Raw genomic sequence first — 16,553 nt, 5'->3', positions numbered from 1 at the left:
ATTTTTGATGATCGGTTCTTCCACACCTGCCGCCGAACTGGCCAAGCTCTCGGCCTATCCGCATCTGGCCCCCGCCATCACCGTGGCCGAGCGCCAGGCGCGTATCGAGAAGGCGCGCAAGCTGACGCGCGATATGGGCGCCGATGCGCTTCTGATCGGGGCAGGGGCCTCCTTGCGTTATTTTGCCGGTGTGCCGTGGGGCGCGTCTGAACGGCTGGTCGGCATGATCATACCTGTGGCAGGTGAACCGCTCCTGATCTGCCCGTTCTTTGAGCGCGGGTCTCTGGAGGCCGATCTTCAGATCACCGCCGATATGCGCCTGTGGCAAGAACATGAAAGCCCGCACGCCCTGATCGCGCAGGCCATGAAGGACTGGGGCGCCGCTGTTCTGGCCGTCGATCCGGCCATGTCGTTCGAGATGGTCAGCCGCCTGGGGCGCGAAACCGGTCTTGACATCAAGGAAGCCTCGTCGGTTATCAATGGCTGTCGCATGTACAAGTCGCCGGCCGAAATCGCCCTGATGCAGCAGGCCAAGGACATGACCATACTCGTCCACAAGGCGACGGCGCGCATGCTTTACGAGGGCATCACCACGGGTGAGGTCAATAATTTCATCGAGGCGGCGCACCGCAAGCTCGGCGCTTCTGGCAATTCTTTCGTCATCACCCAGTTTGGCCATGGCACCGCCTATCCGCATGGCCTGCCCGGCGAGCAACGCCTGAAAGACGGCGACCTCGTGCTGGTCGATACCGGCTGCTACGTGCAGGGCTATACCTCCGATATCACGCGCACCTATATTTTCGGCCAGCCGAAGCCCGAGTATCAGCGCATCTGGGACATCGAAAAAGAAGCGCAGGCTGCTGCCTTTGCCAGAGTAGAGATCGGCTTGCCTTGCGAAGCCGTCGATTATGCGGCGCGCGCTGTGCTCGAAAAGCATGGCTTGGGGCCAGACTACAACCTGCCGGGCACACCGCACCGCACGGGGCATGGCATCGGCCTCAGCATCCATGAACCGGCTTATCTGGTGCGCGGTGACAAGACGCCGCTCGATATCGGCATGTGCTTCTCCAATGAGCCGATGATCGTGGTACCGGAAACCTTTGGTGTGCGTCTCGAGGACCATATGTACGTCACCGAAAACGGCGCGAAATGGTTCACCGAGCCGCAGGAAGCCATAGATCGGGTGTAAAAGTATGGCTATGGTGACGGCACTTTTTAGCTCAAGCGCCGCGTGGTTGCTCGCCTGGACTGGGGCAGCCATTCGGCCTTGCCAAAAGGCCGTGATCGGTTCACAGCAATTTGACATAATAACAAGCCACATCGGATGCCATGCTGAAACCTCTCTCCCAATACCTCACCGAACAGGCCGCGCCTGATCGCCTGCGCCAGTTGATCCTCGCCGTCGCGGACGCCTGCCGCGATATCGGCCACGCCGTCAACACCAGCGCCCTCGACGGCGTGCAGGGTGCGCTCAATCAGGAAAACGTTCAGGGCGAGGTCCAGAAGCAACTCGACGTCATTGCCAATGACATGATGCTCGAGGAAAAGCGCTGGGGTGGAGTGGATGGTCAAGGCTTGGTCGCCGCGCTCGTATCCGAGGAAATGGAAGAGATCTATCCGCTGAAAGGCGGAGAGTTTTTGCTGGTGTTTGATCCGATCGATGGTTCCAGCAATGTCGATGTGAACGGCGTGGTTGGCACCATCTTCTCGATTCTGAAGGCGCCCGTGGGTAAGGTGACCGAAGCCGATGTCCTGCAATCTGGCCGTCATCAGGTGGCGGCGGGTTATGCCATCTATGGTCCGCAAACGACCCTGGTCCTGACGATCGGCAAGGGGGTCTCGGCCTTCTCACTCGATCAAAAATCGGGCGACTGGTTGATGACCGTGCCCGCCATGACGATCCCGGCTACGACGCGCGAATTCGCCATCAACATGTCGAACCATCGTCACTGGGCCGCCCCGGTGCGTCGCTATATCGACGAGTGTCTGGCCGGAAAAACCGGCCCGCGCGGCGCAGATTTCAATATGCGTTGGCTGGCCTCGATGGTGGGGGATGTGCACCGCGTGCTGACGCGCGGCGGCATTTTCATGTACCCGGTCGATAGCCGCAAGGGCATCGGCAAGCTGCGCCTGATGTATGAAGCCAATCCGATCGCCTTCCTGATCGAGCAGGCCGGCGGTGTGGCCACCGATGGCGTCAACCCGATCCTCGACATCGCGCCGGAGGCCCTGCATCAGCGTGTCGGTGTTGTCTTGGGTTCGCGTGAGGAGGTCGAACGCGTGACGGCCTATCACAAAGAGGGCTGATGGCTTGTGAAAAGTACTGACAAGGTGTATATTTTGTCAGTACCTTTTTTGGAGCCGTGATCATGCCGAAAGATGCCGTTTTCACGATGAAGATCGAGCCTGAGTTGCGCGAGGCCTTTATGGCAGAAGCGGCGGCCAGCCATAGGCCTGCGTCGCAGATCGTGCGCGAGGCCATGCGCGATTTCATCGACAAGCAGAAAAAGCAACGCGATTATGATGCGTGGTTTGTGGCGGAAATGGAAGAAGGCCTGCGCGAAGCCGATGATCCCGATACAGTCTGGATTTCGCATGAAGAGGTCAAGGCTGACATGGAGCGTCAACGCCAGTCGCTCTTGGCGCGCATGAAGGCCTCTGGTGAATAATGCGAATTGTCTGGACGGTGTGCGCCCGTCAGAAGCGCGACCAGGCGATCGAATATGTCGCGCAGGAAAGTCTGCGGCCAGCTTTCAACCAACTGAATGAAATAGAACTTCAGGCTGACCGCCTTCTCGAGCATCCGAATATGGGGCGTCCAGGCAAGATAAGAGGCACGCGCGAGTTGGTTATTCGGCACACGCCTTTTATCATCGGCTGTCGGGTCAAGGGCGACGTCGTGCAAATCGTCCGGTTCCTGCACGGCGCCCAAAACCGTTAGGAAAAACAGTCGTCCTTCGCCTTGCCGCTGGCGTCGAGATTGATGTGCGCGCTGTTCATACGTGCCGGGTGTTTATAATAGGCGTCAGCCGGAATGTGGTGATCTGCACGATAAACCTCGGCCAGCAGCGCATAGAGCTCTGGGTCATGGGCCTTGAAGTCTTCGTCGTCGACCACTGTCAGGGTATCGGTGATGTAGGCCTTGTTGGAATTGAACCAGAACTGCGTGCCTTCAGCCCAATATTCATCGAGCGTGTTTGCCATATAGGCGCCCTGCCACAAACGCTTGTCCTTGGCGTGGGCGTAGGCGGTTTCGACGCGCGCCGCCAGTGCCGGATCGGCGCTGCGGATGGCGTTAAAAATGCTGTGCGAAAACTCATGCACCAGAATGTTCTCGCCGTAATAGCGCGTGTCCGGCACGCCCAGGATATTCTCAGCCGCACCGGTGGTATAGATGCCACCCATGCCACGCGCGCGCCCGGCCCAGTAGTCGCGATCGGATTGCAGGCCGATGGTTCTGGCGTAATCCCGCGCCTCGCATTTCGACAGGCGCGGATCGTCGATGGCCGGCTTCTTCCAGTCGCTCTGTTCGGGCAGATCGGTCGTGGTCTCGTCAATCGCCATAATCCCGACGCGCGCGCCGTCGTGGACCAGTTGTTTGCGGATATCCGGCCGTTCCGACAGCATAAAGAGAAGGATATCGCGCGCGACCATGATGGCGGCATCGGGCACAGTCTGCGAGCCGATCACAGGGATGCCATCGGCATCGCTATATTTTTGATAGAAGGGATCGAGGTTCAACGCGGCCGGCGGCGTCGAGATGACGCGCGCCTCCAGCGACGGAATTTCCGCCTTGCTCATGACCGCGCGTTCCGCCTCCGTCGCCAGGGCAACGGAGGGCAGAAGCGCGACAACAAGAGCAAAAAGCGCTCTACTCTTCATCGTCATAAGGGCCCTTGCCGCCTTCGGCGATGAAGCGGTCAATGCGAGCTTCCAGCACCGGCAGTGGCACCGATCCCAGTTCCAGCACGGCGTCATGGAACTTGCGGATATCGAACTTTTCACCCAAAGCCGCTTCAGCCTTGTGGCGGGCCTTCCAGATGGCCATTTCGCCGAGATAGTAGCTGAGCGCCTGACCTGGCCAGGCGATATAGCGATCCACCTCAGTGGTCACTTCATGCTTTGAGAGGGCCGTGTTTTCGAGCAGGAAATTCTGCGCCTGTTCGCGGGTCCAGCCCTTGGCATGAATGCCGGTATCGACCACCAGGCGCGCCGCGCGCCACATCTGATAGCTCAGCATGCCGTACCGCTCATAAGGCGTATGATACATGCCCATTTCGACACCGAGGCGTTCGCTGTAAAGCGCCCAGCCTTCGCCATAGGCCGAGATGTAGGTGTATTGACGGAAGGGCGGCAGCGCCTTGTTTTCGGCAGCCAGCGGCATCTGCCAGGCGTGGCCGGGGGCCGATTCATGCAGGGTCAGCGCCGGCAAGGAATAGAGCGGACGGGCCGGGAGGTTCCAGGTGTTGACCCAGTAGCCGCCGGGGCCGCCACGTCCGCCGGTGTAGAAGGGCGCGAGTTCGGGCGCCACTGGAATGATGGCGAAACGCGAACGCGGCATCCGGCCGAAATATTTGGCCGCCACGCCGTCGAATTCCTTGGCCGTCCAGGCGGCGCGATCGAGCAGGTCCTGCGGCTTGGTGACATAGAACTGCGGGTCGGTGCGCAGGAAGTTGTTGAAGGCGGGCAGGTCGCCGTCGAACTTGACCTCAGTCTTGACGGCCTGCATCTCGGCCTTGATCTTGGCCACTTCATCGAGGCCGATCTGATGAATCTGCTCCGGCGTCATATCGACCGTGGCATATTCGTGCACCTGAGCCTGATAGAAGGCCTTGCCATTGGGCAGGTCGTAGGCGGCAATCGATTTGGTGGCGCCGGGGATGTACTCCTCGCGCATGAATTTCAGCAAGGTCTTGTGCGCCGGCACGACCTTGTCGGTAATGGCGGCGGCCGCCAGTTTCTTGAGCTCGGCCTGCTTGTCCGCAGGGATAGTGGCGGGCAGGGACTTGAACGGCAGGTAATAGATATTGTCTTCGAGGCTTTTTGCGTCCGTCACGCTGGTGATGGTGGCGTCACGGCCTTGCAGCGAGATCTGCGGCAGGGTGAAGCCGCGCTTCAGGCCGGCGCGCATATTGTCGGTGTTGTCCTTGAAGTAGCGCGGGATATCACTCAGTTGCGCGATGTAATTGCGATAGTCCTGCTCGGTGCGGAAGCTGCCGCGCGCCATGCCCGACAGATCGCCCCAGAAGGAGGTGTCGCCGGTGAGCGGGCGTTCATAGAGCTTGAAGGTCTGGCCGGCGATGAGGGTTTCGATCTGGAAACGATAGACCTGATAGTTCTCTAGCGCGCGTGGTGACAGGGCTTTGATGTCGACGCCATCGAGTTGCTTCAGAACGTCCTGCCAATAGGCGAGCTTGGCGTCCTGTGCCTTTTTGGAGACGTCCGGCAGGTGAGGGGCCACCTCACCCGATGGGCTGTCCTCATTGGCGGCTTCTTGCTTGCTGCGCCAGTCCCATTCGGTCTTATATATCGTTTCGAACTTTTGATCCGTGGCGGCATCGGCGAAGGCGGGCGCGGCGCTTAAGGTGGACAGGACCATGGCCACGGCGGTGGCGCGCAGAAGGGCTTTCATCAGGGAATTACCTCGGTTCAAAAGACACGTATCTGGTGTTGCAAGCAAATTGTATACAGTATAATAATTTCGGTGCAACCGTTCCAATGACAAAAACGAGGCCGTTCATGACCCGCTCCACACCACACAGTGCCGCCACCGTCGACCGCCGTTTCCTCTTCCGCACCGCCGCTGCGGGCACCCTGCTCAGCAGCCTTTCCGCCACCGCTTTCGCCAAGCCCAAAAGCGCCTCCAGCGATGTGGTTCTGCCCACCATGGCGCAACCGGTGCCGATGCAGGATGTGCGTCTGACGGCTTCGCCTTTTTACGACGCCATCGAGGCCAACACCAAATATCTGACCTATCTGTCGGCCGATCGCTTCTTGCATAATTACCATAAGTTCGCCGGTCTGCCGGTCAAGGGTGAAATTTATGGTGGCTGGGAATCGGACACCATCGCGGGCGAGGGGCTTGGTCATTACTTAAGCGCCCTGTCGCTGATGTATGCTCAGACCGGCAATCCGGAATGCAAGGCGCGTGTCGACTATATCGTTGATGAACTGGTCAAGGTGCAGGCGGCGCAGGGCGACGGTTATACCGGCGCCATCATGAGAAAGCGCAAGGACGGCAGCCTGGTCGATGGCAAGGAAATCTTTCCGGAAATCATGGCCGGTGATATTCGCTCCGCCGGTTTCGACCTCAACGGTGCCTGGTCGCCTTTCTACAGCCTGCATAAGCTGTTCGCTGGCCTGCTCGACGCCGATAAGTTCTGCGGCAACAAGAAAGCCATCACGGTGGCAGTCGGTTTTGGCGGCTATATCGAGAAAGTCTTCAACGCGCTTGATGACGCGCAGACCCAGAAGATGCTCAACTGCGAATACGGTGGGCTCAACGAATCCTTCGCCGAGCTCTACAGCCGGACAAAAGACCCGCGCTGGCTCGTGCTATCCGAACGTATCTACGATAAGAAGGTGCTCGATCCGCTGAAGGCCGGCGAGGACAAACTGGCCAATTTCCACGCCAATACCCAGGTGCCGAAGCTGATCGCGCTGGCGCGCCTCTACGAGTTGACCGGCAAGCCCGAAGACGCCCGGGCCGCGTCCTTCTTCTGGGAGCGCGTCACCGAGCACCATTCGTTCGTCATCGGCGGCAATGCCGACCGTGAATATTTCTTCGAGCCGGACACGATCGCGACCCATATCACCGAGCAAACCTGCGAAAGCTGCAACACCTACAACATGCTGAAGCTCACGCGCCACCTCTATAGCTGGTCGCCGAACGCGGCCTATTTTGACTATTACGAGCGCGCCCATCTCAATCATATTCTGGCGCATCAGAACCCGAAGACCGGCATGTTCACCTATATGATGCCGCTGATGTCGGGAACGGCGCGTGAATATTCCTCGCCGGACAATGATTTCTGGTGTTGCGTGCTGTCGGGCATCGAGAGCCATTCCAAGCATGGTGACTCGATCTACTGGGAGCAGGAAGATACTCTGTTCGTCAACCTGTTCATCCCGTCAAAACTGAACTGGACGGCGCAGAAAGCCGCCTTCGAACTGACAACGAAATACCCTTATGAGGGTCACATCGCTTTCAAGGTCAGCCAGCTTTCCGGCGCAAAAACCTTCACAGTCGCCGTGCGGATTCCGGCATGGGCCCAGTCGGCCACCCTGCTGGTCAATGGCAAGACGGCCCTGGCCAGCACGGCCAAGGGCTATGCCCTGATCCACCGCAAATGGCGCGCCGGCGATGTGGTGACGCTCGACCTGCCGCTGACCTTGCGCTTTGAGCACACGGCCGGCGACGATAAGGTCGTGGCGCTATTGCGTGGCCCCATGGTTATGGCCGCCGATCTCGGCGCGGCCAGTGAGACTTGGCAGGGGGATGCCCCGGCCCTGGTCGGTGCGGATCTGCTGGCCGGCATTACACCAGTCTCGATTGAGCAGGCGGTTTACAAGACCAATGGCATTGGCCGTCCTGGCGACATGACGTTCAAGCCCTTCTATGCGCAATATGAGCGCCGCAACGCCGTCTATTTCAGCAAATACAACGACGCCGAATGGGCGACAGCCCAAGTGGCCTACAGCGCAGAACAGGCACGCCTCAAAGATGAGGCGGCACGTTCGGTCGATGTCATGCACCTTGGCGAAATGCAGCCCGAGCGTGACCACAATCTGAAATCGGACATCTCTTATCCGGTGGTCTATCGAGGCCGTCAGGGCCGCGATGCCCGCACACTCGGTTTCTTCTCATTCGACATGAAGACGCAACGTGACGGCAAGGACGTCGGCCCGCTGATCCTGCAGGCGACCTATTGGGGCTCTGAAAACAACCGCGTGTTCGACATTCTGGTCGATGGCGTCGCCATTGCCCACGAACGCCTGACCGGCCGCCAGCCCGGGGCCTGGATCGACATCAACTATCCGATCCCGCTTGAACTGACCAAGGGCAAGGCCAAGGTGACGATCAAGTTCGATCCCAAGGAAGGCAAGACCGCTGGTCCGGTCTTCGGCGTCAAACTCTTCACCGCTGCTGCCACTGCGGGCGCTGCGACATGAAGCGGCTGATCCCCGCATTTTGCGCCTTGCCGCTTTGGCTCGCCTGCGCCCACGCACAAACGGCGTCCGATTGGGAGACGATCAAGGCGGCCTCCAATCCGATCCTGGCCGATGGCAAGGATTACACGACCGATCCGGCACCCTTCATAGCCAACGGCAAACTCTATATCCTTACGGGCCGTGACACGGCGCCTCCTGGGGTCAACGACTTTATCATGCCGGAATGGCAGATGCTGGAGACCGACGATCCGGCGTCCGGCACCTGGCGGCACAATCCGCATTTCATGCGGCCGGAAGCGGTGTTCAAATGGGCGACGGCTGCGCGCGCCTACGCCGCCCAGATCGTGCAGGGGCCTGATAAGCGCTATTACATGTACGCCCCCGTCATCGAGGCCGACAGCAAGAACAAGGACGCTTTTTCCATTGGCGTGGCGGTCTCTGGCGGTCCCGAAGGTCCGTGGATCGACGCCCATCCGGCCGGTCCGATCGTGTCGCAATCCGTGCCGGTGGCCAACGACATTCAGAACATCGACCCGACTGTTCTTGTCGATGACGATAGCCGCGTTTACCTTTACTGGGGCACGTTTGGCCGCCTGAAGGGCGTGGAACTTGAGAAGGACATGATGACCTTCAAGGGCAGGCCTGTCGATGTCAGCACGCTCAAAGGTTTCTTCGAGGCGCCCTGGCTCTTCAAGCGCAATGGCACCTATTACATGATGTATGCCGGTAATACGGCGGGCCCGCAGTCCGAATGCACCGAGGCCGTCTATTACGCCTGTCAGGCCTATGGCACCGCGAAGTCACCGCTCGGTCCCTGGACCTATCAGGGCGTGTTGCTCGATCCGGTATCGTCCACCACCTCGCACGCTGGCATCGTCCAGTTCAAGGACAAGTGGTACATCGCCTACCACAACGCCGACGCCCGGGGCGGCGATCACTTCCGCCGCAGCGTCTCGATCGATGAGATCAAGTGGGACGATAGCGTAATGCCAGCGCGTATCGAGTTGGTCGAGCCGACCCATCCGCCGGCAGGCACGCCTGCGCCGACGCGCAATATTGCGCCCGCCGCCCGCATCGTGGCGTCCAACTCGCCGGTGCCGGTGCAGTACTGGATACGCGCGCTGAATGACGGCAAGGTGCATGAAAATCCGTTGCCGCCCGATACCTGGGGGACCTGGTCGCCGAACAATCCAAAGCAGCAGTGGGTGGTCTACCAGTGGGAGCAGCCGCTCAAGTTCAACGGTTCGCGCATCCAGTTCTGGAACGATCAGCCGGTCGGCTCCGGTGTCGGTGTCGCGCCGCCGAAAGATTGGCATATCGAATACTGGAACGAAAAAGCCTGGGTGCCGGTGACCAACGCCAGCGCTTACGGCACATCGACCGAAGGCTTCAACGCGGTCAGCTTTGATTCGGTGACAACGCGCTGTCTGCGGGCGGTGTTTGATGCCTCGACCGATGGCAAGTCCTATGCCGCCGTGGCCGCGCAGGAATGGGAAGCCTTATACCCGAAGCCTGTTCTGGTTGAAGCCGCCGATACCAAGGAACCGGCCTCGCCGGTCTGTGCTACCCATTAAGCTTGCAACGCCTTGATCAGGGATTGCTTGATCTGCCGGATACGCTCCGGCGTCAGCAATCCCAACGATCCCTGATCCTGGGGTTTGAGGTGCCCCACCGGATCGCCATGCTCACCAAAGACATAATAGTCGAACAAAGTCTTCCATAGGGGGTGATGGCTCTGTGGCATATCGCGGATCGCCAGGATGGCGTGGAAGAGGGCATCGTAAGGCTGGGCGGCGGTCCCTGCGTCGTCCCACCAGTAATTGACCAGCACATTGAAGCGCGACAGCGAATGGACCTGATGCCACCAGCCATAGGGCAGATAGAGCGCGTCGCCAGCTTCCAGATCGACCGTCAGCATGGTTTTCTGCGCCTCAGCAAAGCGCGGATAACGCTCAAGATCGGGGTTCGAGGCATCGACCATGCTGACCGGAACGCCGCCGATGGTGCGATCGAACGGCCCCGGATAGAGATTGACCAGTTGTTCAGGCGGGAAGAGCAGGAAGCGACGTTTGCCAGCCACCACGGCGGCGATATTGAAGCTGAGATCATAGTGCGCGCGCGTGACGGCCTCATTGCCGATCCAGATGCGGGGACGGACGGTCTGTGGCAACAGGTCAAGATGGTTTTCGACAGCGAAGCCCGGCATATGCTTGTCGATCAGGCTGGATTGGACATAGACTGAAAATGGATATTCGTTGTCGCGTTCTTGCAGTATCCTATCGAGCGCCATAGGGATGGGGGTCGGCCCATCTTTATAATTGCGACTACGTGTGTCGAAGCCGTAAAAAAAGTCGCCGCGAATAGTGGGGGCTCCGAGAAGCACACCGGCTTTCTCTCCGTTGTCTTGGGCTTTCAGATAGTCAATCAACGCTTCATCTGACTCGAGTCCGAGCTTTACGGCGGGCCAGTCGCTAATCACGCCCTTGAGCACCGCCGGTCGGCCGAGCGGTCGAACCACGGAATCAAAATCTGCCGATGTAATGTGTTCAAATACAGGGACTGTGGACATTGGATAATTCCCGAATGCGCTTTTAAAAAATTCTTATAGATAGCCGTGTCCGGTGCAAACCTGATTCTATGTCGCCATTGTTTCATATAAAACTACTCAATACTCAGACAAATGGGGTATTTTTGCACCTTAAGGCTGATATAAAAGTCTCACCCGCTACATCATTTCGTTAGTTGTATACTGTATGATGATAAATCGTATATTTTATAATTGACGTCCCATTGTATCGGTGTTTTTTCTCTTTTGTCACAATTGTTTCACCTCAGCGACATTCGGCGCGGGCGACGGCACTTGTATCGAAATCATGGCAAAGGGATTTAAACAATGAAAACGAGTAATAGAGCGCTGATCATGTCCGGGGTCGCTCTGGCCGCTCTCGGCACAGCCTGCTTCATCACGCCGGCCTTCGCTCAGGATGCACCGGTGAGTGCGGCCGAGCCCGAAGCGACCCAGGTCGTGGTGACCGGTACGCGTATCCGTCGTCCCAACCTGAAAAGCGCCTCCCCGATCACATCGATCGATTCCAAGGAAGTCGCTCTTCAGGGCGCCGTCGCGGTTGACACATTCCTTAATGACCTTCCGATGTTTACTGCTGACGCCAATGAAAACAATTCTAATGGCTCTGACGGCACGGCCCAGGTCAACTTGCGCGACCTTGGCTCTAACCGCAACCTCGTCCTGATCGATGGTCAGCGTTTCCTGCCGACGCTTGGCGTCGATGTTAACTTCATACCTTCTACTCTGATTGAGCGCACGGATGTCCTGACGGGTGGCGCGTCGTCGGTTTACGGTTCGGATGCCATTTCGGGTGTCGTCAACTTTATTATGCGCAAAAATCTGAACGGTGTGCGCATGGACGGCACCTACAGCATCTTCAACCATCAAAATGACGACACCTACCTTCGTGACCTTAGCAAGGCCAAGGGCTTTGATCTTCCTAAGAGCAGTGTCTGGGATGGCGCGAAAACCGACATCAATGTCGCTGCCGGCGCCAACTTTGAGGATGGCAAGGGTAACGTGACCGCTTATTTTGGTTACCGCCACATGGATGCAGTTACACAAGGTGACCGCGATGTCTCGAATTGCGCGTTGAACTCTGCCGGTACAGGTGGCTCTGACTTCGCTTGCGGCGGATCCTTGCAGCACGCCTATGGTCGCTTCATGCCGCTTGATCTCGACAATCCTTTTGCCGGTCTCGACTATTCCAACGCCAAGGATGGCAGCAAGAGCTGGGTCCCGACGGATTCGACCTTCGCCTACAACTACGCGCCGTCAAACTATTTCCAACGTGACAGCGATCGCTATACGGCTGGCGCCTTCGCACACTACGATTTCAATGAACATGCCAAGGTATACGGTACCTTCATGTTTATGGATGATCACTCGATCAGTCAGGTCGCGCCCTCGGCGATCTGGTTCTATAATCCCTTCACCATCAACTGCAATAATCCTTTGATGAGCGCCCAACAGGCGGGCATCCTGTGCGCTGGACCCAATGCGCAAGCAACCGGTTCGACGGAAAGCTATGTCACGATGCGTATGGTCAACGGCGCAGGTCGTCGCAATGACATGCGTCACACCGACTATCGTTTTTCGGGCGGCGTGAAGGGCGAGATCAACGAAGCCTTCTCCTACGACGCCAGCTACATGCTGTCCAAGACCATGGCGCGCTTCAACTATCAGAACGATGTCAATCAGGTTAAGGCTGCCAATGCGCTGCAAGCCGTCAATGTTAATGGCGTGGCGACCTGTCTGTCTGTCATCAATGGCAAAGATCCGCGCTGCGTTCCGGTCGATGTATTTTCCGCTAAGGGGCCTTCGGCCGAAGCGCTGGCTTATCTTTATGCGCCGACCTACACCAAGACCGATCAGGACCTGAAAAGCTTCAACGCGTATATTACGGGTGACCTGGGTCACTATGGCGTAACCTCGCCGTGGTCTTCGGATGGCGTCGCTGTGGTCCTTGGTTTCGAACATCGTGAAGAAACGCTCGACACTCAGTACGACGAAACCCAACTCGTGGCCGGCGCGGTCAATGCCGATGGCAAGGTTAAGGTGAGCGAGGTCTTTAGCGAAATCGATGTGCCTATCGTTCAGGACAAGACCTGGATCAAGTCGTTTGACGTATCGCTCGGTTATCGAAAATCGAAGTACGAAACGTCTTCCTCCAAGACCGAAACCCAGAAGAAAGACACGGAAACTTACAAGGTTGAGTTCAAGTATGCACCAACCTCAGATCTTCTGTTGCGCGCCAGCTATAACCAGGCCATGCGTGCACCAAATATTTCTGAACTGTTTGCCGCCCGTGGCGTAGGCAACTCGTCATTTGATGATCCTTGTTCGCACACGAACCTTAGCCTGGCCGGTGCACCGAGTTTTGAAAAATGCGCCAATACTGGTGTCACGCGTGCTCAATATGATGGCAAGACCATCACGGACTGTGCCGCCGGTGTTTGTACGGCTTTGGGAGGTGGTAACCCTTACCTCAATCCCGAAACCGCCAAAACTCTGACCTATGGCTTCGTTTTGACGCCCAAAGCCGTCCCCGGTCTGTCGGTCAGTCTCGATTACTTTAAGATCCACGTTGACAATTACATTGGTACTGTTTCGCCGAGCGTGACGATGTCGCAATGTATTTCGACGGGAGATCCCTACTATTGCAGCCTGATCGTGCGTAACACCGATCGTGGCATCCTGACATCGCCAAACCTGAATACCACCGGCTATGTCGTCGCTACCGCCCTGAATACAGGTTATCTGGAAACAACCGGCGTCGATATCAGCGCCAACTACACGCTCGATACGGAATACGGCAACGTCAATTTTGCATTCGTTGGCACCAAGCTGGAAACGCTGGAAACAGAGGTCCTGCCTGGTTTGGGATCCTTTGATTGCACGGGCCTTTATGGTCCGACCTGCGGCCAGCCTCATCCGGAGTGGCGCCACAATCTGCGCACGACCTGGGCGACACCGTGGGCCGGCAAAGCCTATCTGCCGACCTCGCTCTCGGTTAACTGGCGCTATCTCGGTGAGACGAAACTCACTAACAATAGCTCTGACCCTTACCTGGCAGGCACGACTTCTATCCGCAACGCCAAGATCGAAGCCTATAACTATATCGATCTGGCCGCGACCTTTGTCCTTCCTTACAATGTCAATCTGCGCGCGGGCATCAACAACGTCCTCGACAAATCGCCTCCGGCCGTTGTTGACGGTTTGCTGTACAGCTTTGGCAACGGCAACACCTACCCCGGCACTTATGATGCCTTGGGTCGTATGCTCTTTGTCGGCTTCTCGGCTGCCTTCTAAAAAGGTATGATCATCTGATCTGATGACGGCGTCGTTGGCGAAAGCTGGCGGCGCCGTTTTTCTGTCCGGATACTGCCTTTGCCCTAGCGCGCCAATTAACATAATATACCGTATACACTTTCAACACGGGAGACCGCCATGCCTCTTTCCTTCGACCGCCGCAGCTTCCTGAAGGGATCGACCATCGCCGCTATGGGCGCTGCCGCAGCGCCCGCCATAGCGGCGCCTGTTGTCTCAGCGGCGAAGGACGCGACGATCACAGGCCACGCCAAACTGGCCGAGTTTGATGGTTGGACGGTTTACGAAGACCAGATGAGGCGCGATGGCGCCATCACCTTTGTGAAGGGGGATCAGGCGCTGGTTGTGTCAAAGCGTCCGGAAGCCTGTTTTGACGATATCGAACCCAAATGGTTGGGCCTTGCGCTGAAGGACATCTGTCTGGCAGATGCAGACCTGCTGGCTGATAAGCTGCTTAAGGGAGGAGGGGACCCCGATCCGGAAGAGGTGAGGCGCGCTGCGCCTCCGGCTGGCTGGAACTTCAAGGCCGATGAACTCGGCACCCGTATGGCCTGGACCAATTTCGTCGGCACGCGCCAGCAAGGCGACACCATGCCCGTCTTCCCCAATGGCCGCACGCGCGGTTATCGCCCGGAGCATGCCTTCCCCGACCTGAAGGGCGACGATGGCGTGAAAAAGCGCTGGGAAGGCCTGCTTGGCGGCTGGATGCCGGCAATCCACAAGATCATCGAGGTATCGCCAACGCGCTATTACGACTTGCTGATCTTTGCCGACGTCAAGGCGCCCGATGCTTTGCTGGTCCAGACCTGGCACCGCACCATCCAGTACGACAACGGCAAGCCGGTCAAGACCAGTTTCGGCTATTCCTATGCACCGTTCCCACCGCGTCGTGTTGAGCCTGAAGCCGCCGATTTCTACAAGGGCCTGTTTGATTTCTCGGCCTATTGGCAGAACGAGGTGCGGGATCAATCGGCCCTCACCATACCCGACAAGGCCCTGGGCGATATGGTCACCCATGCTTTTGCCAAGGAACTGATCACCCGCCCGCAAGGCGTCTATCCCAAGTACGGCGTCGTCGATCGTGACTATTTCGGCCCGGAATACGATGGCTTCCAGGACATTCTGACCTCATCGCTCTATGCCAATCTGGAATGGGGCCGTTTCGATCAGGCCAAGCGCGTGCTCGACAACTATTTCAACGATTTCACGGCCCCTGACGGCATGATCAACATGCGTGGACCGGAAGTTCCGCAGTTCGGTCTGACGCTCAGCCTTCTGGCGCGTTATCTCAACTACACCGGCGATCTCGCCACGGTGCGTGCCCATGCCAGCAAGATCGCCAGCACGGCGGCCACCCTGACCGAACTGCATGATCTCAGCCTGCAAAAGCCAGCAGCCGATGCGGGCTTCGGTCTGCTCGATGGTTGGAGCGAATCCGACGCCTGCCTGCATCCCGATCCGTCCGTGTGGTGGAAGCCGTACTGGAACAATTCGGCATTCGCCGTGCGCGGCTGGCGCGATATCGCCCGTGTCTGGCCCTTGATCGCACCCGATCAGGCAGCGCTGGCCAAAGACTGGAACGCACGCGCTGACACGCTGCAAGTCCAACTGGTCAAGACCATGCGCGCCAATGTCCGCCAGGATCTGTCGCCGACGTATCTTGCCGTTCTGCCGGGCACGAAGCTGACCCACCGCGAGGCCTATGCTGAGGCGAAGGCGAAGAAACAAAGCTCGGAACATGGCTGGGCGCACCGCGTCTATGCCGAAATGCTACACGCCGATGTTTTGCCCGATGATCTGGCGCAAACCGTGATCAATGGCGTGCGTGGCCATGGTGGCACCTGCATCGGCGTCGTCGCCAATATAGCACCAGCCAATGAAACGCACCGTGATCAGTTGGGCTTTATCTCCTATGGTTACGCGCAACAGCTGCTGCGTTCGGATCGCATCGAGGAGTATCTCCTGTTCCTCCATTCGCACCGCTACCACTCGCATACGCCCGGCACCTGGGTGGCAGGGGAGGTGACCGGCATTGATGGCGACCTGCCGCTTTATTGCATCCCGGCACAACTCACGATTCCGAAGCTGGTGCGCTGGCTGCTGGTGTTTGAGGCGTCGGATTCCGAGACCCTTCATCTCGGCAAGGCTATACCCCGTGATTGGATCGCCTCAGGTGAGCCGATCGCGATTCAGGGCGCGCCAACGCGCTGGGGCCGGGTAGATCTATCGTTGCAAGGGGGCAAAAAATCGCTGAACGGCGAAATTATTTTCCACGGCCAGAGCCGACCGCAAGAGGTGCGCTTGCGTCTGCGTTTGCCAATAGGAGAAAGGCTTTCACGCCTGACGCTGAACGGAAAGCTCGTAAAAGCCACCCAAGAAGCGGGCGCCGAAACGCTGATTTTCACGCCGGGCAGCGTATCACGCTTTACCTTGCATGCCGAACGCGTTTAAGTTCAGCGACAAAGACGCTTGGCCATGCTATTGG

Annotated in this window: 11 protein-coding genes; 8 read left to right on the top strand and 3 right to left on the bottom strand. The window is 58.2% G+C overall.

The genetic code is table 11. The annotated features are described in order from the left end of the window. Positions 1–7: 7 nt before the first annotated feature. The 4 genes from B060_RS0117125 to B060_RS0117110 all read left to right on the top strand — a co-directional run bounded on the left by B060_RS0117125 (position 8) and on the right by B060_RS0117110 (position 2,941). Positions 8–1,189, top strand: coding sequence for a M24 family metallopeptidase (locus B060_RS0117125; RefSeq protein WP_018083030.1), 1,182 nt, complete (start codon positions 8–10; stop codon positions 1,187–1,189). Between the two features lie 140 nt (positions 1,190–1,329). Beyond that, the gene (locus B060_RS0117120; protein WP_018083029.1) at positions 1,330–2,307 is read left to right on the top strand and encodes a class 1 fructose-bisphosphatase; all 978 of its coding nucleotides are present in this window, start codon (positions 1,330–1,332) and stop codon (positions 2,305–2,307) included. Positions 2,308–2,369: 62 nt separating this feature from the next. Then, a complete protein-coding gene (locus B060_RS0117115) occupies positions 2,370–2,669 on the top strand; it encodes a ribbon-helix-helix domain-containing protein (RefSeq protein WP_026172928.1) in 300 nt (99 codons plus the stop codon). Continuing rightward, entirely contained in the window at positions 2,669–2,941 is a 273-nt protein-coding gene (locus B060_RS0117110) for a type II toxin-antitoxin system RelE/ParE family toxin (RefSeq protein WP_018083027.1), read from the top strand. The genes B060_RS0117115 and B060_RS0117110 overlap by 1 nt, the downstream gene beginning before the upstream one ends. Here the strand turns inward: B060_RS0117110 and B060_RS25010 are convergent. Together B060_RS25010 and B060_RS0117100 are read right to left on the bottom strand one after the other, a co-directional pair. Beyond that, a complete protein-coding gene (locus tag B060_RS25010) occupies positions 2,938–3,888 on the bottom strand; it encodes a hypothetical protein (RefSeq protein WP_018083026.1) in 951 nt (316 codons plus the stop codon). The two genes, B060_RS0117110 and B060_RS25010, sit on opposite strands and share 4 nt — an antisense overlap. After that, positions 3,872–5,632 (bottom strand): DUF885 domain-containing protein, encoded by a 1,761-nt coding sequence (locus B060_RS0117100; RefSeq protein WP_018083025.1) that lies wholly within the window; start codon positions 5,630–5,632, stop codon positions 3,872–3,874. The genes B060_RS25010 and B060_RS0117100 overlap by 17 nt, the downstream gene beginning before the upstream one ends. A 107-nt stretch (positions 5,633–5,739) precedes the next feature. On the opposite strand from B060_RS0117100, the gene B060_RS0117095 reads away from it, so the two are divergent. After that, a complete protein-coding gene (locus B060_RS0117095) occupies positions 5,740–8,172 on the top strand; it encodes a glycoside hydrolase family 127 protein (RefSeq protein WP_018083024.1) in 2,433 nt (810 codons plus the stop codon). Further along, positions 8,169–9,746: a family 43 glycosylhydrolase gene (locus B060_RS0117090; protein WP_018083023.1), complete on the top strand. Its 1,578-nt coding sequence runs from the start codon at positions 8,169–8,171 to the stop codon at positions 9,744–9,746. The genes B060_RS0117095 and B060_RS0117090 overlap by 4 nt, the downstream gene beginning before the upstream one ends. Here B060_RS0117090 and B060_RS0117085 read toward each other — a convergent pair. Next, positions 9,743–10,741: a cupin-like domain-containing protein gene (locus B060_RS0117085; protein WP_018083022.1), complete on the bottom strand. Its 999-nt coding sequence runs from the start codon at positions 10,739–10,741 to the stop codon at positions 9,743–9,745. The genes B060_RS0117090 and B060_RS0117085 overlap by 4 nt on opposite strands. A 351-nt stretch (positions 10,742–11,092) precedes the next feature. Between B060_RS0117085 and B060_RS0117080 the strand changes: the two genes are divergently transcribed. Further along, the gene (locus B060_RS0117080) at positions 11,093–14,050 is read left to right on the top strand and encodes a TonB-dependent receptor domain-containing protein (RefSeq protein WP_018083021.1); all 2,958 of its coding nucleotides are present in this window, start codon (positions 11,093–11,095) and stop codon (positions 14,048–14,050) included. 138 nt (positions 14,051–14,188) lie between these two features. Further along, on the top strand, positions 14,189–16,519 hold the full coding sequence (locus B060_RS0117075; protein ID WP_018083020.1) for a twin-arginine translocation signal domain-containing protein: 2,331 nt from the start codon (positions 14,189–14,191) through the stop codon (positions 16,517–16,519). The last annotated feature ends 34 nt before the right edge of the window (positions 16,520–16,553 follow it).

Origin of the sequence: Asticcacaulis benevestitus DSM 16100 = ATCC BAA-896 (assembly GCF_000376105.1) — a bacterium.
GTDB classification, from domain to species: domain Bacteria; phylum Pseudomonadota; class Alphaproteobacteria; order Caulobacterales; family Caulobacteraceae; genus Asticcacaulis; species Asticcacaulis benevestitus.
Note: the sequence above shows the minus strand (reverse complement) of the source record. Positions and strands in the feature narration are given on the sequence as shown.

Coding starts and splice junctions, on each gene's coding strand:
- B060_RS25010 (WP_018083026.1), bottom strand. CDS start 3,888: ATGACGATGAAGAGTAGAGCGCTTTTTGCTCTTGTTGTCGCGCTTCTG.
- B060_RS0117085 (WP_018083022.1), bottom strand. CDS start 10,741: ATGTCCACAGTCCCTGTATTTGAACACATTACATCGGCAGATTTTGAT.
- B060_RS0117100 (WP_018083025.1), bottom strand. CDS start 5,632: ATGAAAGCCCTTCTGCGCGCCACCGCCGTGGCCATGGTCCTGTCCACC.
- B060_RS0117080 (WP_018083021.1), top strand. CDS start 11,093: ATGTCCGGGGTCGCTCTGGCCGCTCTCGGCACAGCCTGCTTCATCACG.
- B060_RS0117110 (WP_018083027.1), top strand. CDS start 2,669: ATGCGAATTGTCTGGACGGTGTGCGCCCGTCAGAAGCGCGACCAGGCG.
- B060_RS0117095 (WP_018083024.1), top strand. CDS start 5,740: ATGACCCGCTCCACACCACACAGTGCCGCCACCGTCGACCGCCGTTTC.
- B060_RS0117125 (WP_018083030.1), top strand. CDS start 8: ATGATCGGTTCTTCCACACCTGCCGCCGAACTGGCCAAGCTCTCGGCC.
- B060_RS0117090 (WP_018083023.1), top strand. CDS start 8,169: ATGAAGCGGCTGATCCCCGCATTTTGCGCCTTGCCGCTTTGGCTCGCC.
- B060_RS0117115 (WP_026172928.1), top strand. CDS start 2,370: ATGCCGAAAGATGCCGTTTTCACGATGAAGATCGAGCCTGAGTTGCGC.
- B060_RS0117075 (WP_018083020.1), top strand. CDS start 14,189: ATGCCTCTTTCCTTCGACCGCCGCAGCTTCCTGAAGGGATCGACCATC.
- B060_RS0117120 (WP_018083029.1), top strand. CDS start 1,330: ATGCTGAAACCTCTCTCCCAATACCTCACCGAACAGGCCGCGCCTGAT.